Origin of the sequence: Leifsonia sp. NPDC102414 (assembly GCF_044765685.1) — a bacterium.
In the GTDB taxonomy this organism is placed as follows: Bacteria; Actinomycetota; Actinomycetes; order Actinomycetales; family Microbacteriaceae; genus Leifsonia.
This window is the reverse complement of the sequence record NZ_JBIWKN010000001.1, coordinates 1,540,383-1,561,293: the sequence shown is the minus strand read 5'-3', so window position 1 is coordinate 1,561,293 and position 20,911 is coordinate 1,540,383. Positions and strand designations below refer to the sequence as shown.

17 protein-coding genes are annotated in these 20,911 nt (G+C 69.5%); 10 read left to right on the top strand and 7 right to left on the bottom strand.

What is annotated here, in order from left to right:
- Positions 1–11: 11 nt before the first annotated feature.
- A complete protein-coding gene (locus ACIRCZ_RS07420; protein ID WP_402851226.1) occupies positions 12–2,948 on the bottom strand; it encodes an aminotransferase in 2,937 nt (978 codons plus the stop codon).
- Positions 2,949–3,044: 96 nt separating this feature from the next.
- Here ACIRCZ_RS07420 and ACIRCZ_RS07415 point away from each other — a divergent pair, with 96 nt between their 5' ends.
- Entirely contained in the window at positions 3,045–3,428 is a 384-nt protein-coding gene (locus ACIRCZ_RS07415; RefSeq protein ID WP_402851223.1) for a DUF3054 domain-containing protein, read from the top strand.
- Between the two features lie 9 nt (positions 3,429–3,437).
- On the opposite strand, the gene ACIRCZ_RS07410 is transcribed toward ACIRCZ_RS07415, so the two are convergent.
- The 4 genes from ACIRCZ_RS07410 to ACIRCZ_RS07395 form a co-directional block, all read right to left on the bottom strand.
- Positions 3,438–4,709: a DUF445 domain-containing protein gene (locus ACIRCZ_RS07410; protein ID WP_402851220.1), complete on the bottom strand. Its 1,272-nt coding sequence runs from the start codon at positions 4,707–4,709 to the stop codon at positions 3,438–3,440.
- Complete coding sequence (locus ACIRCZ_RS07405) at positions 4,706–5,818, bottom strand: M24 family metallopeptidase (RefSeq protein WP_402851217.1); 1,113 nt, start codon at positions 5,816–5,818, stop codon at positions 4,706–4,708. The genes ACIRCZ_RS07410 and ACIRCZ_RS07405 overlap by 4 nt, the downstream gene beginning before the upstream one ends.
- Entirely contained in the window at positions 5,815–6,993 is a 1,179-nt protein-coding gene (locus tag ACIRCZ_RS07400; protein WP_402851214.1) for an acyl-CoA dehydrogenase family protein, read from the bottom strand. Before ACIRCZ_RS07400 ends, ACIRCZ_RS07405 begins: the two co-directional genes overlap by 4 nt.
- A 76-nt stretch (positions 6,994–7,069) precedes the next feature.
- Positions 7,070–7,825, bottom strand: a complete 756-nt coding sequence (locus ACIRCZ_RS07395) for an SDR family NAD(P)-dependent oxidoreductase (RefSeq protein WP_055895345.1) — start codon at positions 7,823–7,825, stop codon at positions 7,070–7,072.
- Positions 7,826–7,885: 60 nt separating this feature from the next.
- Between ACIRCZ_RS07395 and ACIRCZ_RS07390 the strand changes: the two genes are divergently transcribed.
- Complete coding sequence (locus ACIRCZ_RS07390) at positions 7,886–8,524, top strand: TetR/AcrR family transcriptional regulator (RefSeq protein WP_055895347.1); 639 nt, start codon at positions 7,886–7,888, stop codon at positions 8,522–8,524.
- Positions 8,525–8,537: 13 nt separating this feature from the next.
- Positions 8,538–9,332: an alpha/beta fold hydrolase gene (locus tag ACIRCZ_RS07385; RefSeq protein ID WP_055895349.1), complete on the top strand. Its 795-nt coding sequence runs from the start codon at positions 8,538–8,540 to the stop codon at positions 9,330–9,332.
- Between the two features lie 24 nt (positions 9,333–9,356).
- Here the strand turns inward: ACIRCZ_RS07385 and ACIRCZ_RS07380 are convergent, their stop codons facing one another.
- Positions 9,357–9,950 (bottom strand): TetR/AcrR family transcriptional regulator, encoded by a 594-nt coding sequence (locus ACIRCZ_RS07380; RefSeq protein ID WP_055895351.1) that lies wholly within the window; start codon positions 9,948–9,950, stop codon positions 9,357–9,359.
- 100 nt (positions 9,951–10,050) lie between these two features.
- Here ACIRCZ_RS07380 and ACIRCZ_RS07375 point away from each other — a divergent pair, with 100 nt between their 5' ends.
- A complete protein-coding gene (locus tag ACIRCZ_RS07375) occupies positions 10,051–11,151 on the top strand; it encodes an ABC transporter permease (protein ID WP_402851208.1) in 1,101 nt (366 codons plus the stop codon).
- Between the two features lie 87 nt (positions 11,152–11,238).
- Positions 11,239–12,222, top strand: coding sequence for an aldo/keto reductase (locus ACIRCZ_RS07370; RefSeq protein WP_402851205.1), 984 nt, complete (start codon positions 11,239–11,241; stop codon positions 12,220–12,222).
- A 226-nt stretch (positions 12,223–12,448) separates the two neighbouring features.
- On the opposite strand, the gene ACIRCZ_RS07365 is transcribed toward ACIRCZ_RS07370, so the two are convergent.
- Positions 12,449–13,660 (bottom strand): MFS transporter, encoded by a 1,212-nt coding sequence (locus ACIRCZ_RS07365; RefSeq protein ID WP_055895358.1) that lies wholly within the window; start codon positions 13,658–13,660, stop codon positions 12,449–12,451.
- 281 nt (positions 13,661–13,941) lie between these two features.
- Here ACIRCZ_RS07365 and ACIRCZ_RS07360 point away from each other — a divergent pair, with 281 nt between their 5' ends.
- From ACIRCZ_RS07360 to ACIRCZ_RS07340, 5 genes are all read left to right on the top strand, one after another.
- Positions 13,942–16,413 (top strand): ribonucleoside-diphosphate reductase subunit alpha, encoded by a 2,472-nt coding sequence (locus ACIRCZ_RS07360; protein WP_200949636.1) that lies wholly within the window; start codon positions 13,942–13,944, stop codon positions 16,411–16,413.
- A 110-nt stretch (positions 16,414–16,523) separates the two neighbouring features.
- Positions 16,524–17,513 (top strand): ribonucleotide-diphosphate reductase subunit beta, encoded by a 990-nt coding sequence (locus tag ACIRCZ_RS07355; RefSeq protein WP_055895360.1) that lies wholly within the window; start codon positions 16,524–16,526, stop codon positions 17,511–17,513.
- A gap of 114 nt (positions 17,514–17,627) precedes the next feature.
- Positions 17,628–18,458, top strand: coding sequence for a sulfurtransferase (locus ACIRCZ_RS07350; protein WP_402851200.1), 831 nt, complete (start codon positions 17,628–17,630; stop codon positions 18,456–18,458).
- An 87-nt stretch (positions 18,459–18,545) separates the two neighbouring features.
- Positions 18,546–19,589 carry a PLP-dependent cysteine synthase family protein gene (locus ACIRCZ_RS07345; protein WP_402851197.1) on the top strand — a complete coding sequence of 348 codons (1,044 nt, stop codon included), beginning with the start codon at positions 18,546–18,548 and terminating at the stop codon, positions 19,587–19,589.
- 12 nt (positions 19,590–19,601) lie between these two features.
- A complete protein-coding gene (locus ACIRCZ_RS07340) occupies positions 19,602–20,903 on the top strand; it encodes an NtaA/DmoA family FMN-dependent monooxygenase (RefSeq protein ID WP_055895364.1) in 1,302 nt (433 codons plus the stop codon).
- The last annotated feature ends 8 nt before the right edge of the window (positions 20,904–20,911 follow it).

Here is a 20,911-nt window from a genome sequence, read left to right as displayed (position 1 = left end):
AGCGACCGCCGTCAGAGCGTCGCCAGCACCAGGTCGAGCGCCTCCACGAACCGGTCGGCGCTCTCCCGTGTGATGCACAGCGGCGGCTTGATCTTGAGGACGTTCTTGTGGTCTCCCGTCGGCTGCACCACACAGCCCTCCGCGAGCATCCTGTCGCAGACCGCTGCGGCCTCCTCCGTCGCAGGAGCCAGCGTCTCCCTGTCGCGCACGAGCTCGACGCCCAGGTACAGTCCGAGCCCGTGGACCGCGCCGATCAGTGCGTGGCGCCGGCCGAGGTCGCGCAGCCGGGCAGCGAGGTGGTCGCCGACCTCTGCGGCGTTCCGCTGCAGCTCCTCGTCGCGCATGATGTCGAGCACCGTCAGCCCGACCGTGGCGCTCACGGGGCTGCCGCCCGCCGACGAGAAGAAGCTGCCCTCCGCCGCGAACGAGTCGGCGATGGCCCTCGTCGTGATCACGGCGCCGAGCGGGTGCCCGTTGCCCATCGCCTTGGCGACGGTGATGATGTCCGGCACGACGCCCTGCTGCTCCGAGCCCCAGAAGTAGTGCCCGAGCCTGCCGTAGCCCACCTGCACCTCGTCGGCGATGCAGACGCCGCCGCGATCCCGGATGCGCTGGTACGCGCCGCGCAGGTAGCCGTCCGGCAGCATGACCCCACCCGCGTTCCCGAAGACCGGTTCCGCGATGAGCCCCGCGACGGCCTGGCCGGAGGCGTCGAGCGCGGCGAGGTCCTCATCCAGGTCGGCCAGGTACGGGGGCGCGGAGGCTGCGCCGCGGTGGCGCCCACGGTAGGTGTTCGGCGACGCCACCAGCTTCACCCAGTCGGGACGGGTCTCCAGCGCACGCGGGTTGTCGCCGATCGACGACGACACCGCATCCGCCCCGACCGTCCAGCCGTGGTACGCCTCAGTGACCGCCAGGATCGTGCGACGGCCGGTGTGGGTCTGCGCCAGCCGCAGCGCCAGGTCGACGGCCTCGCTTCCGCTGTTGACGAGGAACACGGTGTCGAGCGGCGCGGGGGCGAGCCCGGCCAGCCGCTCGGTGAAGCGCGCGAGCTCCTCGTAGTGGAACCGCGAGTTCGTGTTGAGCAGCGCCCACTGGTCGCGCACGGCGGAGACGAGGCGCGGATGCGCGTGCCCGACCGCCGTGACGTTGTTCACCATGTCGATGTACGTCTGCCCGGCGGTGTCGACGAGGTGGTGCCGCCAGCCGCGCTCGATCAGCGGCGGCTCGGCGAAGTAGTGCTCCTGCACGGCGGCGAACGTGTCGTCGCGCCGGGAGAGCGCGAGCGCCGCGTCGCTCTCCGGAGCGGCGAGGTCGGCGCCGAACAGGGCGGACGGGTCAGGCGAGACCTGCTCCCACACCGACCGCGGGATGCTCGGGGTCACGAACGTCGGAGGCCGTCGGCCGCGCACGCGGCTGAGCTGCACGGTGAGGGTGACGGCCGCGCCGATCGTCTCGCCCTGCGCGACGTGCGCGGTGGTGAGCGGACGGCTCAGCCCGTCGAGCCACAGATCGACGTCGTCGCCGCGCAGCCGCCACGAGCCGTCGACGATGGCGAGCTCGCCGGAGAACGGGGCGGTCACGTCGACGCCGCCCGGTGCATCCATGGTGACCGAGAGCGCACGGGTGGCCGAGGCTGCGCGCCGGTCGATGGACGCCCGCGTGAGACGGTGCTCCGCGTAGCGGGTGACGGCGTGCCCGTGCTCCCGGCAGATGGCGGCGAGCACGCCGGCCTCGGCGGCCGGATCGAGCCAGCGGCCGGCGTCGAGGGCGTGCGATGTCACGGAGAGGTCGGCGAGGTGGTGCTCCGCTGTGCGGAGCCCGACGATGGGCGAGCCGGTGGTGGGAGCGCCGCCGACGGGTGAGGCGGCGTCGGCTGCCGCGTTCTCCAGCCGCCACCGCAGTACCGCCTCGAACTCGGCGGCGTCGATGCGTCGTGCCACGTCGAAGGCGAGCCACTCGTGGGCGCGGTTCTCGTCCGCGTACCGGTTGTCGCCGTCGAGGGCGACCTGCTGCTCCCCGCTCACCACGAGGACGGCCCCGCGCAGCACGACGAGCGGCCAGAGCGCGGCGATGTCGGCGTCGTCGAGCGGCGACACGGCCGCGAACGCCTCCACGACGTCGAGCACCGCCAACGGTGCCGCTGGGACGTGGTGCAGCGCGCTGGCGACCGTCGCGGCCAGCTCACCCACCAGCCAGCCGTATGCCACGTCGCCGAAGTCGATCACGCCGGCCCCGGTGCCTGCCGTAGTGCCTGCCTCGCCGCCGGCCTCGTCGCCGCCCGTCCCAAGCACGATGTTGTCGTCCGTCACATCGCCGTGCACCGCCTGCACCCGCAGTCGCGTGCGCAGCGGGGCCAGCCTGGCGAGCGCCGCATCCACCGTCTCGCGCACCACGCGGCGCTTGGCCGGGTCGGCGACGTGGTCGATGAGGAGGTCGACGACCTCGCCGCCGATCCGCGCATCCCACTGGGTGGTGCGCGCGAGCCCCTGGTGCCGGAGCGCGGCCAGCCCGGCGGCCACAGTGCCTGCGAGTGTGCCGAGAGTGCGCAGCTGCTCGGCGGACGGATCTGCGACGCCGGTGAGCGGTTCGCCGTCGAGGTAGCCCAGCAGCCGGACGATCAGCCTGACCCCTCGCACGTCGACCGCGATGAGGTCGCTGCCGTCCGTCGCCGTCATCACCTCGGGGATGCTCACCCCCGACCGCGCGAGCGTCGCCATCGCCGCGTTCTGGGCGTGCAGCTCGTCGGCGGAGAACACCGGATTGGCGAGCTTCAGGACGTAGCGGGCCGTCCCCGTGTCGATCAGGAAGTTGCGGTCCTGCTGGCTGCCGAGCTCGGTCACCGTGCCCGTGAGACCGTAGTGCTCCGCGGCGATCGCGGTGGCGTCGTCGCCGGTCACGTCTGGCCGAGGAAGCGATGGCTGGGCGAGGAAGTCGAAGTTCGGCACGGGGGACTCCAGGGCTCTGCGTCAGGGTGTCGACAGTCTACTGACGACCAGCCCGCTACCAGCCAACGCACGGGTGCGCGCGCGTAGCATCTACCCGTGAAATCCTGGAGGACTGCCCTGCTGGCGTTCGTCGTCGACGCTGCGCTCGTGCTGGTCTTCGTGCTGATCGGCCGCCGCAGCCACGGCGAGTCGGCGAGTTTCACCGGGATCGTCGACACGTACTGGCCGTTCCTGGTGGGGCTGCTCGCCGGGTGGCTGGTCACCGTCGCGTGGCGGCGTCCGCTCGCGATCCTCTGGCCGGGCATCCCGGTCTGGCTGATGACCGTCGCGCTCGGGATGCTCATCCGCACGTCGGTGGGGCAGGGCATCGAGCCGAGCTTCATCGTCGTCGCGACGATCGTGCTCGGCGTGTTCCTGGTCGGCTGGCGGGTGGCCGCCATCCCGCTCGTGCGGCGTCGCCGCCGCGCGCTCGCCCGCTGACCCGCGCGCTCAGCGCGGGAGCAGGGCCGTGGCGATCGTGAAGATCGCCAGCCCGGCGAGCGAACCGACGACGGTGCCGTTGATGCGGATGAACTGCAGGTCTTTTCCCACCTGCAGTTCGATCTTCTCCGTGGTCTCCTTCGGGTCCCACGCGGTCACCGTGTCCCCGATCACGCTCGCGATGTCGTGCCGGTAGGTGGCGACGAGGTGCACGGCCGCGTCGGTGATCCACACGTTCACCTTGGCGCCCAGCTCGCGGTCGGCTGCGAGGCGCGCGCCCGCATCCGCCAGCGCCGCCTCCGCGCGCTTCCGCAGCTCGCTCTCCGGGTCGGCCAGCGCATCCACCGCCGCGGTCTTCGCCGCCTGCCAGGCGGAGCCGGTCAGCTCGCGCACGCGCGGGTCGTCGAACGCGTGGTGCTTGGCTGCTTCGAGCTTCGCGATGGTGGCCTGGTCGTTCTGCAGACGGTCGACCAGCTCGCCGAGGTAGCCGTCGATGGCGACGCGCAGCTTGTGCTGCGGGTCGGAGCGCACGTCGGCGAGGAAGCGCCGGACCTCGGTGTACACCCGGTCGTCCACCAGCCGGTCGACGAACGACGGCAGCCAGGACGGCAGCCGGGCGGAGACCAGGGCGCCGAACGCCTCCGGGTTGGCGGCGACCCAGTCGTCCAGCCGGTCGACCAGCAGATCGACGGCCTCGTGGTGGCCGCCGGAGTCCAGGATGCGCGCCCCGAGCCTGCCGATCGGCGGCGCCCACTCCGGCTCGACCAGGTGGGTGCGCACCACGGCCTCGATGGCGTCGCGCATCGTCTCGTCGTCGAGCATCGTCGCCAGCCCGCGGACCGCCGTGGACGCCTCGGCGACCACACGCCTGGCGTTCTCCGGCCTGCCCACCCACGCGCCGAGTGCACCGGCGATGTCGATCGAGCCGAGCTTGCTGGCGACCACTTCGTCCGACAGGAAGTTCGTCTCCACGAACTCGCCAAGGCTCGCGCCGATCTCGTCTTTGCGGTTCGGGATGATCGCGGTGTGCGGGATGCGCAGCCCGAGTGGATGCCGGAACAGCGCCGTCACCGCGAACCAGTCCGCCAGCGCTCCCACCATGCCGCCCTCGGCGGCCGCGCGCACGTAGCCGAGCCACGGGAACCTGCCCTGCAGGGTGAACGCGACCACGAAGATCACCGCCATCAGCACGAACAGGCCGGTCGCGATCAGCTTCATTCTGCGCAGCGCCAGCAGACGCTCCGCATCGGACGGGCTCAGGATGCGCGTGGCGGAGGTCACTGGACGATGTGCAGTTCGCGGCTGGTGTTGTTGAGGCGCTTCGCTCCCGAGGCGGTGGCGACGACGATGTCCTCGATGCGCACGCCGAACCGGCCCGGCAGGTAGATGCCGGGCTCGATCGAGAAGCACATCCCGTCCTCGATCGGGCGCTCCTCTCCTTCCACCATGTACGGCGGCTCGTGCGTGGTCATCCCGATGCCGTGGCCGACCCGGTGGATGAAGTAGGCGCCGTAGCCCGCATCCTGGATCACCGCCCGCGCCGCCCTGTCGATCTCCTGGCAGGCGACGCCGACCGCGACGGCCTCGAACGCGGCCTGCTGGGCGCGCTTCACCGTCTCGAACACGGTGCGCTCCTCGTCCGTCGGCCCTCCGACGTGCACGGTGCGGGTGGTGTCGGAGCCGTAGCCGTCCATGATGCCGCCGAAGTCGAGCACGACCATGTCGCCGTGCTCGATGGTGCGGTCGCCAGCCTCGTGATGCGGGTTGGCCCCGTTCGGGCCGCTGCCCACGACGGTGAAGTCGACCTCGGAGTGACCGTGTTCGCGCAGCAGCCTGGCGAGGTCGGCGGCGACCTCGTTCTCCGTGCGGCCCGCGAATCGCACGCTGAGGATCTGCTCGAAGGTCGCGTCCGCTGCCGCGCCGGCTGCGGCGAGGCGGTCCACCTCGTCAGCGCCCTTCACGGCGCGGAGCATGGGCAGCGCGTGCGAGATGGACTCGAACCGGGCATCCGGGAGCTTCTGCTGCAGCGCGAGCAGGTGCATCGCCCACGCGGCGTCGGAGATGGCGTAGCGGCCGTCCGGCTTCAGGAGCGCGGCGGTCGGGACGTACTCGTCCGTTCCGTCCGACCAGTCGACGATGCGGAACGCGTCTGCCGCGCGCGAGGCGGCGGCGCTGTCGTGCTCCAGGATCGGCACGATCATGACGGGGTCGCCGTCCGCGGGGACGACCAGCAGGGTGATGCGCTCGGTGGTGGCGATCGGGAGGTAGTCGGCGAAGTATGCGAGGTCGGGGCCGGGTGCGATCAGCAGACCGTCGAACCCCGCCGCGGCCGCGCTGCGCGCTCCGCGGTTCAGGCGCTCGGAGAAGTCGTCGGCGGAGAGCTGCTTCATTCGGTGCCTTTCGCGGGTTCCTCCGCCGGGCCGAGCCACGCGTTCGCGACGGTGGAGTGCGCCGACTCGTCGTCGGACGGATGGAAGATCCCGGCCAGCACGTCGCGGTAGAGGCGTCCGAGCTCGCTGCCGGCGAAGTACGTGGAGCCGCCGGAGACGCGGATGGCCTGGTCGACCACCTGCCGTGCCGTCTCGGTGGCGCGCACCTTCATCCCGACCAGCTTCGGGAACCAATGGGCTCCGTGGTCGGCGAGCGTGTCCACATCCCGTGCGATGGCGTCGAGCTGGGGAAGCAGTGCGTCCTGGGCGATGGCAGCGTCGGCGATGCGCCAGCGGATGTCGGGGTCGCCGGCGTAGCTGCGGCCGTCGTTCTTGAGGCTGGTGCGGCGATGGGCTGCTGCGACCGAGAGGTCGAGTGCGCGGGCGCCGATGCCGGTGTAGACGGCGGCGAGCAGGATCTCGAAGTTGGCGAAGATCGCGAACACAAGCGGGTCGGGGTTGGGGCCAGGGTCGAGGCGGCGGACGATGCGGTCGGCGGGGGAGGCTGCGCCGTCGAGCACGGTCGTGTTCGACTGGCTGGCGCGCATCCCGATGGTGTCCCAGTCCTCGCGGATGGTGAAGCCGCCGCCGTCGCGCTCGATGAAGCCGTAGACGATCTTTGGTGCGTCCGCGCTGGTGGTGTCAAGGCCCATCGTGCCGAGGCGGGTCCAGGCGGGGGAGAGGGAGGTGAAGATCTTGGTGCCGTGGAAGCGGTACGAGCCGTCCGGCTGAGGGCGAGCATCCGTCGTCGAGCCGAAGAGCACGAGGTCGTTGCCCGCCTCGCTCAGGCCGAACGCGAACACCTCACCTGCGCCGGCCTCGCGGAGCAGGAAGTCGAGGGAGGCGTCGCCACGGTCGTGCAGGACCTTGGCGACGCCGGTCCAGACCAGGTGCATGTTCACGGCGAGGGCGGTCGCTGGGGCGGCTCCTGCGAGCCGCACCTGTTCGCGGGCGACCTGTTCGAGGCCGAGCCCCGCACCACCGAACTCGGCCGGCACCAGGGCTTTCAGATATCCGGCTTCGACCAGTTCGGTGAAGTCGTCCGCGAAAAAGGCGTTCTCGGCGTCGTAGCCGGCGGCGCGGGAGCGGATGCGCGCCAGCAGCTCGTCGCTCAGCAACGGGATGTGCTCGGTCACGCTCCCCAGCCTAGGGGAGCGCGACCGGGCGCGGTCGGCCGATCTCCGTCCGATCTCAAGCCGGACGGGGAGTGCCCTACTGGGCGGTGTAGCCGCCGTCGACCAGGTGGTAGCTGCCGGTGATGAAACTGGCGGCGTCGGAGGCGAGGAACGCGACGAGCGCGGCGACCTCCTCCGGTTCGCCGAGGCGGCCGAGGGCGTGCTTCGACTCGAGGAAGTGCAGCGCGTCTGCATCCATGGCCGACTCGACCAGCGGGGTCCGGATGAAGCCGGGGCCGACCGCGGTGACGCGCACCTTCTGGTCGGCGTACTCGAGCGCGGCGTTCTGGGTGAGACCGAGCAGTCCGTGCTTCGCGGTGACGTATGCGGACGAGTTCGGGAAGCCGACGCTGCCGAGGATGGACGCCATGTTGACGATCGAGCCGCCTCCGTTGGCCGCGATCGCGTCGAGCTGCGGGCGCAGCGAGTAGAACACCGCGTTGAGGTTGATCTCGATGACCTTGCGCCAGCTGTCGAGCGAGTAGTCCCCGACCTTGTTGGCCTCCCCGCCGATGCCCGCGTTGTTGACGGCGATGCGCAGCGGCGCCAGCTCGTTCGCCGCAGCGACGCTCGCGACGGCGAACTCGGGGTCTGTCACGTCTCCGACGAGCGAGGCGGCTGTGCCGCCCGCTGCCTGGATCTCGCCGACGACAGCGGTGGCGTTGGCCTCGTTGAGGTCGGTGACCAGCACGGATGCGCCGCTCGCCGCCAGCGTGAGAGCGACAGCGCGTCCGATGCCGGAGCCTCCTCCCGTCACGATCGCGGAACGGCCTGCGACGTCGTACTGAGCCATGAGTGAATCTCCTTTCAGTTATCCGACACCTGTCGGATAACTCAATTGTACGATCGAAACATGGATGCACGCCAAGAGAAGACGATCGCCCGCTTGAGCGACGCCATCCTTGAGCTCGCCACCGAGCGTCCGGTGACCGAGGTCACCGTCTCCGAGCTGGCCCGCACCGCCGGGGTGCACCGCTCGACCGTGTATACGTACGCGCCGTCGCCCACCGAGCTTCTGCAGCAGGTGCTCCGCGGCGAACTCGATGTGCTTCGCGCCGGCTACCTGGTCGACGTCGGCCCGGACGACGCCTTCGCCGCGGTCGTCGGCGTCACCCGCGCCGTGCTGGTGCACGTCGACGAGCACGACACGATCTACCGCCGCGGCCTCGGGCCGGACAGCGGCTCCGCCAGTCTGCACGCGATGCTGAGCGCGCACTTCCAGGGCTCGATCGAGCTACTGCTCGACCAGCACAGCCTCACCGTCCCCGCCGCAGACGCCGCAGAGCGCCGGATGATCGCGCGCTACCTGGCGGACGGCACCATCGGCGCGATCGACGTCTGGCTCGACAGCGAACGGCCGAGGGATGTGGATGCGCTGCTCGACGTGCTCGCGCGCGTCCGGCCGGCCTGGTGGCCGAACCGCGCGGCCGCAGCGCCGGCGGGGAGCGCCGCGGCGGACAGCTCTGCCGAGAACGCCACCGGAACCGTGTGAGAGGGTGGGGCGCATGGGGAGAGTGGCTGACGCGGTCGGGCGGATCTTCCGCCGCGCTCCGCTCCTGCATGTCGCGGGCGACGAGGGCACCGGCCCCGTCGTCGTGCTCGTGCACGGCATCGCGTCGTCGTCCGTCACCTTCCAGAACCTGGTGCCGCTGCTCGAACCGACGCACAGGGTCATCTCGATCGACATCCTCGGCTTCGGGCGTTCGCCCACCCCTCCGGACGCGACGTACACGCTGGAGGAGCACGTCGACGCCTTGCACGCCACGCTGCGGTCACTGAAGATCGCGCATCCGTTCGTTCTGGTCGGGCACTCCCTCGGCAGCCTGATCGTCGCGCGGTACGCGGCCGAGCATCCGGATGCGCTGACCAGGCTGGTGCTGGTCGGCCTGCCGATCTACGGCACCCCGGCGGAGATCGGCGACCGGCGGGTGCGCAGCAGGGTGAGCGCCTACCTGCGCGCGTACGAGTTCCTGCGGAACAACAAGGAGTTCACGATCCGCAACGCCGGGATGCTGGCGAGGCTGCTGCCGATCAAAGGGGTCTTCGAGATCACCGAGAAGAACTGGACGCCGTTCGTCCTGTCGCTGCAGAACTGCATCGAGTCGCAGACCGTCGTCAGCGATCTGGCGCGGGTGCGCGTGCCGGTGCAGGTGGTCTACGGCACCCTGGATGCGTTCATCGCGCCGGGCAGTCTCGCCGTCGTCGAGGCGATGCGGCACGTCACGATGCACAGGGTGGAGGCGAACGACCACATCATCCGCAAGAGGATGGCGCGGGTGGTGGCCGCCGCCTGCGGGTGACGCCGACGGCCGGCGTGGCGGCGCTCAGGCCGGCTGGATGCTCGATGCGGCCGCGAGGTACGCATCGCCGTCGAAGTGGCTGAACAGGGTCGACTGCGTGACGTAGCCCTGCACGATCCCGACGTAGAGCGACGTGTACTTCTCCGCGAGGCGCCCGGCCTCCTCGGCGTCCGCGCCGAGCGAGTGGGCGTACCAGGCGCGGAGGTAGTCGGTGAGCATCCCGCTGACCCTGGCTCCGATCGCGTCTGTCATGGCGCGCAGCTCCGGTTCGTGCGCGACCTCGCCCCAGACCTGCACGAGCATCCCGAGCTCGCCGACCTGCGCCTTCATGCCGGTGAGCAGCAGACCGATGATCTCGCCCGGCGAGGGGAGCGGAGAGTGCGCTCTGGCCTCCGCGAGCTCGAGGAAGCGGGCGTCGAGCACCTCCATGATCGCCAGATGGATGAGCTCGTTCTTGCTGCTGTAGTGGCCGTAGATGGCGCCGGCGGAGAGACCGGACTCGGTGATGATGTCGGCCATCGAGGTGCCCTGGAAGCCGTTCCTGGCGAAGCAGCGCAGCGCGGCCTGGGCGATCTCGTGGCGTCTGGCCGTGCGGTGGGCCTCGCTGACCTTCGGCATCGTCTGCTCGCTCTCCTCGAAAAAAGAATGTTCGTTCTTGACAGTAGCCGATGGCGGGCTCACAATAAAGAACGAACATTCTTTTTATTTGGAGGTCGTCGTGACCACGTCCACGCAGCAGCCCATCCGCATCCCGCACACCCCGTGGGGTCGTGCCATCGCCATCGCCGTCGCGGCCGCCGTGATCGTCGGCGTCGTGCTCCTCGCCTTCGTCTGGCCCACCATGACCTCGTCGGTGAAAGACGTCCCCATCGCGATCGCGGGCGACAGCGCGCAGGTCGCCGCCGTGCGGACCACGCTCGACACGAACGCGCACGGGGTCTTCGACGTGACGACGGTGGACTCCCGCGCCGCGGCCGTCGACCGCATCCAGACCAGGGATGCGTACGGCGCCATCGTGCTCGGGGCGCAACCGGAGGTGCTCACCGCATCCGCCAACGGAGCAGCCGTCAGCCAGCTCCTCGGCCAGCTCGCCGGTCAGCTGCAGACGCAGGCCAACGCGCAGGCCGCCGCGGCCGTGCAGAAGGCCGTCGCTGCCGGCGCTGCCCCGCAGGGAACGGTCGCGCCGACCATCACGGTCACGGTGACGGACGTCGTGCCGCTCGCCTCCACAGACGCGCGCGGCCTCGGACTCACCGCCGCGGCGTTCCCCCTCGTCCTCGGCGGCCTGGTCGGCGGCATCCTCATCTCCTTCCTGGTCGCTGGGAGCTGGCGACGGCTCGCCGCGGTGACCGCATACGGTGTGGTCGGCGGATTCGGGATCGTCGGCATCATGCAGGGCTGGTTCGGCGTGCTGCAGGGTGACTTCTGGGTGAACGCGCTCGCCGTCGGGCTCGCCATGTTCGCCACGGCGTCGTTCATCGTCGGGATGAACGCGTTGATCGGGCGCGCCGGCATCGCCGTCGGCGGTGTGCTCACAATGCTGATCGGCAACCCGCTGTCGTCCGCCGCTCAGCCCATCCAGTTCATGGCGGCGCCGTGGGGTGCGATCGGGCAATGGTTCGTGCCAGGCGCGTCGGCGACGCTGGTGCGCGACCTGTCGTACTTCCCGGATGCGGACACCCTGTTCCCGTGGCTGGTGCTCGTCGGGTGGAGCCTGGTCGGGGTGGTCGCGATGATCGCGGGGCACTTCCGCAACCAGGAGGTCGTCGCGGCCGCGGTGCCGGAGCACGAGGAGGAGCACGTACTCCAGCTCGCCTGAGCGGCTCCGCAGCCGGTCGTGCCGGATCGCCGTGACAGCCTGGGGCGCACGGCGATTCGGCACGAGTGATTCGCGTAGCCTGGCGGTATGCAACAGCGCACACTCGGCAGGACGGGCCGCACGGTCTCCGTCATCGGACTCGGCACCTGGCAGCTCGGAGCGGACTGGGGCGACGTGAGCGAGCAGGACGCCCTGGCCGTCCTCGACGCGGCGGTCGCGGCGGGCGTCACCTTCTTCGACACGGCGGACGTCTACGGCGACGGGCGCAGCGAGCGCCTGATCGGCGCATACCGGGCCGCACATCCCGAGGCGCCGCTGACTGTCGCGACCAAGATGGGCCGCCGCGAGGCGCAGGACCCTGACAACTTCACGCTGGCGAAGTTCCGCGAGTGGACGGACCGCTCGCGCGCGAACCTCGGCGTCGACACGCTCGATCTGGTGCAGCTGCACTGCCCACCCACCCCGGTGTTCTCGATGGATGCGGTCTACGACGCCCTCGACACGCTCGTCGCAGACGGGGCGATCGCGAACTATGGCGTCAGCGTGGAGACCTGCGACGAGGCACTCGCCGCGATCGCGCGGCCAGGCACGGCGACGGTGCAGATCATCCTCAATGCGTTCCGCCTCAAGCCGCTCGACGAGGTGCTGCCGGCGGCGCGGGAGACCGGCGTCGGCATCATCGCCCGCGTTCCGCTCGCGTCCGGGCTGCTGAGCGGTCGCTACACGGCCGACACCGTGTTCGCCGCCGACGACCACCGCGCGTACAACCGCCACGGCGAGGCGTTCGACGTCGGAGAGACGTTCTCCGGCGTGGACTTCGACGAGGGCGTGGGCGCCGCGCGCGAGTTCGCGGCGCTGGTCCCGTCCGGCCTGACGCCGGCGCAGGCAGCGCTCGCCTGGGTGGCCCAGCAGGACGGCGTCTCCACCGTCATCCCTGGCGCACGGTCGCCTGAGCAGGCGCGCGCCAACGCGGCCGCCGGCTCCGCCGCGCCGCTCGGCGCCCCGTTCGAGGCCGCGGTCCGCGACATCTACGACCGCCGCTTCCGCGCCGTCGTGCACCCGCGCTGGTAGGGCGGCCGTCTGCGGCGTTCTCCGTCGTTACGGAGAACGCGGCGACACGCCGCGCCCCCTCTCCGTTGGGACGGAGATTTGGGCGGCGTGGCGCTGGTTCTCCGTAACGAAGGAGTTTCCGGCGGCGTGGCGCTGGGTTTCCGTAACGACGGAGATTGGGCGGCGTGGCGCGCCGGGTCTCCGTCCAGACGGAGAGCCGGCGGGCGCGCAAGCGCGGCGTGCGCGGTCAGGAGGGCTGGACGGGGACCGGCTCGGTGTCCGGGATGGGAGAGGCGTCGCGGCCGCGGAGGTCGGGGTGGATGCGGTGGGCGAGCGCTGGCACGATGAAGCCGACGAGCGCGAAGGCGCCGGCCACCCAGAACGCACCGATCGCTCCGCTGCCGTCGATGAGGAAGCCCGCGAGCGCGGAACCCAGGGCGGCGCCGATGAGCTGGCCGGTGCCCACCCAGCCGTACGCCTCCGCCGTGTCGGAGAACTTCACGCTCGCCGAGACGATCGCGAACAGCACGGCCAGTGCCGGTGCGATGCCGAGGCCGGCGACGATGAGCGTGAGCGAGAGGCCCCACCAGGAGCCGAGCATGAACGTGGAAATGACGACACCCACGAAGACGATGAACATGCGCCGCGCCGTCGCCCACGGCCCGATCGGGACGTGCCCGAAGGCCAGGCCGCCGACGAGGGAGCCGAGCGACCAGATCGCCAACACGATGCCTGCGAACGGCGAACCCTCGCCGAAGTTCGCGACCACACCGGCCTCGATCGCCGCACACGAGCCGATCAGGAGGAAGCCGACCACTGTCGCCAGCAGCACGGGAGGACGGGCAAGCACCACGCCGAATCGGCGCTTGCTGCGCGGGATGCGCACCCTCCCGACCTCGGGCGACGAGATGAACCACAGACCGCCGAGCAGCATGATCGCCACCGACATCAGGATGCCCTGCACCGTGCCGATCTGGGTGGCGACGAACGTGATGGCGACGGGGCCGGCGATCCAGATGATCTCCTGCGCAGACGCATCGAGCGAGAACAGCGGGGTGAGCTGACGCGAGTTGACCATCTTGGGGTAGATGGTTCGGACGGCAGGCTGGATGGGCGGCATGCTGAGCCCGGCGAAGAACGCCACGCCCATCGTCACCGGGATGGGCATGACGAAGACGCCGATCGCGGCGACGGCCGCCGCGCACAGGATCAGGGTGGTCCAGAGCACCACGCGCATCCCCAGGATGCCCATCAAGCGGCTCGTCATCGGCCCGGCGATGGCCTGTCCGATGCTCATCGCGCCGAGCACGAGCCCCGCTGCGCCGTAGGAGTGGTGGACATGCTCGATGTGCAGCAGGAACGCGAGCGAGAGCATCCCGAACGGGAACCTGGCCAGGAGCTGGGCAGCGATGATCCGCGTGACGCCCGGCGTCTTGAGAAGGCTCGAATACGTGCTCACAAGAGGTCAAGTCTATCGGTGGGATGCGCTTCGCCAAGGGGCGGGACAGGCTGTGGAAAAGTGCATAAGTTATGCACACCTGTGGATGACACGCCCACTAGATATGGGGTTCGATAAATGTCGGACCCCCGCTATATAGTGGTCACACGCCGAAACGCACTGCGGGTCTCGCCCAGCGGATTTCGGCCGTGACAAGGGGTTTTTGCGAGCGCGCCGTGCGCGCCCGCGGGGAGTGCAGACTTCGCCGCTCAGGCAGAGCGGCACATTGAGAGGGAGAGAAAGTGGCCATCACTGTCGTGAAGCGCAACGGCGAACGGGAGCCGTACGACGCGAACAAGATCAACCTGGCCATCGAGAGCGCCGCGCAGGGCCTCGATGAGAACATCACCTGGGTCACCCAGATCGCCAGCGAGCTCGAGCTGACGCTGTTCGACGGCATCACCACCCAGCAGCTCGACGAGGCCGTCATCCAGGTCGCGCTGCAGAACGTGAAGGACGACCCCGCGTTCGACACCGTGGCCGCCCGCCTCCTGCTCAAGACGATCTACAAGCGCGTCCTCGGCGACTACGAGGGCCAGGACGAGCTCGTTGCTCTGCACGCCAGCCACTTCCGCGCATACATCGAGCGCGGCGTCTCCGAGCAGCTCCTCGAGCCGCGCTTCACCGACCTTTTCGACCTCGACCGCCTCGCCGGCCACCTCGACCCGTCGCGCGACGGGCTGCTCAAGTACATCGGCGTCGTCACCCTCAACAACCGCTACGGCATCAAGGCGCGCAACGGGGAGACCCTCGAGGTCCCGCAGTACTTCTGGATGCGCATCGCGATGGGCCTGTCGCTCAATGAGGCGGACCCCACCACCCACGCTCTCGCGTTCTACGACAAGATGTCGCGGCTCGAATACCTCGCGGCCGGCTCCACCCTCGTCAACGCGGGAACCGCGTACCCGCAGCTCTCCAACTGCTTTGTCATGGAGATGCAGGACGACATCGAGCACATCGCCAAGAGCGTCCGCGACGTCATGTGGCTCACCAAGGGAACGGGCGGCATCGGCCTCTCCGTCACCAAGCTGCGCGCCCAGGGCTCGCCCATCCGCTCCAACAACACCACCTCCACCGGCCCCATCCCGTTCATGCACACGATCGACTCCGTGCTGCGCGCGGTCAGCCGGGGTGGAAAGAAGTTCGGCGCCCTCTGCTTCTACATGGAGAACTGGCACATGGACTTCCCGGAGTTCCTCGACCTGCGTCAGAACTCCGGCGACCCGTACCGCCGCACCCGCACCGCCAACACCGCGGTCTGGATCAGCGACGAGTTCATGAAGCGCGTGCAGAACGACGGCGACTGGTACCTCTTCGACCCGCTGGAGGTCTCCGACCTCAACGAGCTGTACGGCAAGGAGTTCTCCGAGCGCTACGCGTTCTACGTGGGCGAGGCAGAGGCCGGTCGCCTGCACATGTTCAAGAAGATCAGCGCCCGCTCGCAGTTCAAGGACATCCTGATGAGCCTCCAGACCACCAGCCACCCGTGGCTGACCTGGAAGGACACCATCAACAACCGTGCCCTCAACAACAACACCGGCACCATCCACCTGTCCAACCTCTGCACGGAGATCACCCTCCCGCAGGACCGCGACAACGTCTCCGTCTGCAACCTGGCGTCGATCAACCTGTCGCGCCACCTGGTCGACGGCAAGATGGACTGGGCCCGCATCGAGGAGAGCGCCCGCAGCGCCGTCCGCCAGCTCGACAACCTGATCGACATCACGATCTCCAGCGTCGACGAGGCCGACTTCTCCAACAAGCAGAACCGCGCCATCGGCCTCGGCGTGATGGGCTTCACCGACATCGTCGAGCGGCTCGGCTTCAGCTACGAGAGCGAAGAGGCGTACGACCTGATCGACGAGATCATGGAGCACGTCTCGTACGCGGCCATCGACGAGAGCGCCGACCTGGCCAAGGAGCGCGGCGCATACCCGAACTTCGACGGATCGCGCTGGTCGCAGGGGCTCGTCCCGTTCGACTCGATCGCCCTCACCGAGCAGGACCGCGGCGTTCCGATCAAGGTCAACCGCACCACCCGCCTCGACTGGGACAGCCTGCGCGAGAAGGTCAAGGGCGGGATGCGCAACGCGACCCTCATGGCCATCGCACCGACCGCATCCATCGGCCTGGTCGCCGGCACCACGCCCGGCTTCGACCCGCAGTTCTCGCAGATCTTCAGCCGCTCGACATCGTCCGGCAAGTTCCTCGAGGTCAACCGCAACCTGGTTGAGGCGCTGCAGGCCCGCGGCCTGTGGGAGACCACGCGCGAGTCGATCCTGCGCTCGCAGGGCGACATCCAGAACGTCGCAGAGATCCCGGACGACCTGAAGGCCGCGTTCAAGACGAGCTTCCAGCTCTCGCCGTACGCGTTCCTCGAGGTCGCAGCCCGCGCCCAGAAGTGGATCGACCAGGCCATCAGCCGCAACATGTACCTGGAGACCAGGGACATCGGCGACATGATGGACATCTACTACGCAGCGTGGGAGCGTGGCGTCAAGACCACCTATTACCTGCACATGAAGCCCCGCCACCAGGCAGAGCAGTCGACCGTCAAGGTCAACAAGGCCGAGGAGATCTCCGGCGGCCGCAAGGGCTTCGCAACGGTGGGTGCAGGCGCACCCGCCGCATCCACGGAGAAGGCGGAAGCGCCGGCAGCACCTGCTCGCCGCGGATTCGGCTTCGGCGGACTGTCGACGGGTGGTGAGAAGTAAATGAACACCACCAAGATCGAGGAGTACTACGTTCCGGTCGACCCGATGGACGACCTGCAGTGCGAATCCTGCCAGTAGCCGGCTGACCCGAAAGAGAGAGAAGAAACACGATGGGCATCCTGGGAACGGGAATCGAAGAGGGCCTGCTGCTCAAGCCGGTGAAGTACAAGTGGGCGATGGACCTGTACGACCAGGCCGTGGCGAACACGTGGTTCCCCAACGAGATCCAGCTCGGCGAGGACATCGCCGACTTCAAGAAGATGACCGACGAGGAACGTCACGCGGTCACCTTCCTGATGAGCTACTTCAACCCGAACGAGCTCCTGGTGAACAAGGCTCTCGCGTTCGGGGTATACCCGTACATCAACGCGGCGGAGGCGCACCTCTACCTCGCCAAGCAGATGTGGGAGGAGGCGAACCACTGCATGTCGTTCGAGTACGTCCTCGAGACGTTCCCGATCGACCGCGAGCAGGCGTACAACTCTCACGTGGACATCCCGTCGATGGCCCGCAAGGAGGAGTTCGAGGTCCGGTTCATCAAGCGGATGACCGAGCAGGCGCTCGACATCACGACGACAGAGGGCAAGCAGGACTTCATCCGCAACCTCGTGGCGTACAACGTGATCCTCGAGGGCATCTGGTTCTACTCGGGCTTCATGGTGGCGCTGTCGTTCCGTCAGCGGAACCTGCTGCGCAACTTCGGTTCGCTGATCGACTGGGTGGTGCGCGACGAGTCGCTGCACCTCAAGTTCGGCATCAACCTCATCCTGACCGTGCTCGAGGAGAACCCGGACCTGCAGACCCCGGAGTTCGCCGGTGAGATCCGTCAGATGATCCTGGATGCGGTCGAGATGGAGGAGCAGTACAACCGTGACCTCCTCCCCGGCGGCATCCTGGGCCTGAACGCGAACTACATCAACCAGTACGTCCGCTACCTGGCCGACCGCCGACTCGAAGAGCTCGGCTTCGAGGCCGAGTACAAGGTCGCCAACCCGGCCAAGTGGATGGCGACGGCGAACGACACGCTCGAACTGGTGAACTTCTTCGAGTCCACCAACACCTCGTACGAGTCGAACGCGAAGGCGTCGACCGGCCACTGAGGCGCAGAGCACGGCAGCCGGAACGGCGCCAGGGGAGTGATCCGCTGGCGCCGTTCTCGCTCTGCGCCAGGTCGCTGCTCCTCCGCCGCCGGGCGATGCGCGAGGATTGAAGGCATGACGCACCTGATCGACGCCGCTTCCCTCGCTGCCGCCCTGACCGCATCCACGCCACCGCGGGTGCTCGACGTGCGCTGGAAGCTCGGCGGCCCTCCCGGCGCGCAGGAGTACGCAGCGGGCCACATTCCCGGAGCGGTATACGTCGATCTGGACACCGAGCTGGCCGGGCACGGACTGCCGACGGATGGTCGCCACCCGCTGCCGACGCCGGAGGACTTCCAGGATGCGGTGCGCGGCTGGGGGCTGGACGACGGCGACGAGGTCGTGGTCTACGACGATGTCTCCGGCACCTCGGCTGCGCGCGCCTGGTGGCTGCTCAGGCACGCCGGATTCGCGAGCGTGCGCGTGCTGGACGGTGGGCTGGCGGCCTGGCGCGCGGCCGGCGGAGCGCTGGAGACGGCGGCGAACATCCCGGAGCGGGGGACGGCCACCGTCGCGTACGGCTCGCTGCCGACGATCGACGCCGACAGCGCGGCCGGCTTCCCCGCGGCCGGTGTGCTGCTCGACGCCCGCGCAGGTGAGCGCTTTCGTGGCGAGGTGGAGCCTGTCGACCCGCGGGCCGGTCACATCCCCGGCGCGGTGAGCGCGCCGACGACAGAGAACCTCGCCGCTGATGGAACGCTGCTGCCCGCCGACGTGCTGGCCGACCGGTTCGCGGCGCTCGGGGTCACCCAGGATGCGCCGGTCGCCGTGTACTGCGGCTCCGGGGTGACCGCCGCCCACGAGATCCTCGCACTCGAGGTCGCCGGCTTCCGCGCAGCGCTGTATCCCGGTTCGTTCTCCGCGTGGTCCAACGACGCACAGCGGCCGGTGGCGATGGGCGCCTGACCCCGGCCGAGTCGGATGCTACGGCGTGTGACGTAACAGTCGGCAACAGCCGTGCACGGCCACGGGATGCGCGCCTAGTGTCTCTGCATGACCACCGTGGATGTGCGCCCAGCCGGGCCGATCGGCACCGCAGGCGCGGACGCTGCGCTCGCGGCGTCCGGCGAGGTCTTCGACTCGGTCGCCTCCCTCATCGGCAACACCCCGGTGGTGGAGCTGCGGTCGCTCACGCGCGGTCTCGCATCCCGGGTGTTCGTCAAGCTGGAGGGGCGCAATCCCGGCGGCTCGTCCAAGGACCGCATCGCGCTGAACATGATCCGCACAGCGGAGGCCGACGGCGCGCTCGCGCCAGGCGGGACGATCGTCGAGGCGACGAGCGGCAACACCGGCATCGGCCTCGCCCTGATCGGGCGCCTCACCGGGCATCCTGTCGTCATCGTGCACGCCGGCGACATCTCCGACGAGAAGCGCAAGGTGCTCACGGCATACGGAGCGCGGCTGGTCGTCGCCGACTGGGAGGCCGGACCGGACGATCCGGCCAACCCGCGGGCCGTCGCCGACAGGATCGCGGCGGAGACGCCGGGCTCGTGGCGTCCTGCGCAGTTCGCCAACGCGGCCAATCCCGCTGCCCACTACCAGGGCACCGGCCCGGAGATCTGGCGGCAGACCGCGGGAAGCGTCACGCACTTCGTCGCCTCCATCGGCACAGGAGGCACCGTCAGCGGCACCGGGCGGTTCCTCAAAGACGTGAGCTCGGGCGGCGTGCGGGTGATCGGTGCGAACCCGGTCGGCTCGACGTACGCGGGCGGGGCGCCAGGGCGCATCCTGGTCGACGGCGTCGGCTCCGCGTGGCCGCGCGAGTGGTGGCCGCACACCTTCGACTCCGACGTCCTCGACGAGGTGCGCACGATCGACGACCGCGAGGTCTACGCGACCGTCCGCAGGCTCGCCGCAGAGGAGGCGCTGCTGCTCGGGCCGTCGTCCGGTCTCGCCGTCGCCGTCGCCCTCCGCACGGCACGTGATGCGCGTCCGGGCTCCGTGGTCGTGGCCATCTCCCCGGACGGCGGCATCAACTACCTCACCAAAGCGTTCGACCCCGACTGGCTTGCCGAGTCCGGGCTGGGCGCTGACTGACAGAAAGCACTCATGAGTCTTCTCCACTTCGGCTGGTTCCTCGGCGCCGGGTTCGGTGTTCAGGGCTGGGGCGACCCCAGCTACGGCATCGGCTACGACTGGAAGCAGCCGCAGGTGTACCAGGACGCCGCTCGCGTGTTCGAGGCGAGCGGGTTCGACCTGTTCATCATCGAGGACGGCGTCGCCGTCCCGGACACCTACGGAGGCACGGCGGAGGTCAACCTGTCCGCTGCCCGCTTCGTGCCGAAGCATGACCCCCTTCCGCTGGTGCCGTACCTGCTCGGGGCGACGAGCAATCTCGGCATCGTGCCGACGCTCAGCGCCAGCTTCTACGAGCCGTTCACCGCCGCGCGCCTGCTGTCGACCCTGCAGCACTTCGCGGGAGGACGTCTCGGCTTCAACGTCGTCACCAGCGGCTCAGACCTTGCGGCGCAGAACTACGGTCTCGACAAGCAGGTCGACCACGACCTCCGCTACGACAGGGCCGACGAGTGGGTGGATGTGGTCCGCAAGCTCTGGCGCAGCTGGGAGCCGGACGCGATCCTCGAGGACACGGAGCGCGGCGTGTTCGCCGACTTCCGCAAGGTGCACACCATCGACCACGACGGCCGGTTCTTCCAGGTGCGCGGCCCGCTCAACACCGCACCGGCCGCCGAGGAGCCGGTGATGGTGCAGGCAGGAGCCTCCGGGCGTGGCCGCGACTTCGCCGGCAAGAACTCGGACGTGGTGCTCGCGCTCGCGTCCACCCCTGAGCGGATGCGGGAGTACCGGGACAGCATCCGCGAGGTCGCCGCATCCACCGGGCGCGATCCTGACTCGATCAAGGTGCTGTTCGTCGTCAACCCGATCGTCACGGCGAACGCGGAGGAGACCGCGAGCGTCAAGGCGGCGAGGGCGGAGCTCACGCAGGCGGCCATCGATGAGGCGCTGCAGTCCATCTCCTACCTGAGCGGTGTGGACTTCAAAGCGTTCGACCTCGACGCTCCGCTGCCGGAGCTGAGCACGAACAGCAATCAGGGCACGCTCGACAACTTCGTGAAGTCGGCGCCGGAGGGGTCGACGCTGCGCGAGATCCTGCAGGCCAGAGCGCGCAAGGACGGGCTGGCGATCGTCGGCACGGCGGACGAGATCGCCGACCACCTCGGCGAGCTCGGCGCCGCGGTCGGCGGCGACGGCTTCCTGTTCACCGGCCAGGTGCACCCGGCGAACGTGCATCGCACGCTCGACGCGCTCGTGCCTGCCCTGCGCCGCCGCGGGCTGATCCGCACGGAGTTCGGCGGCAGCGGGCTCCGGCAGAACCTGCTCGCGTTTTGACGGGGATG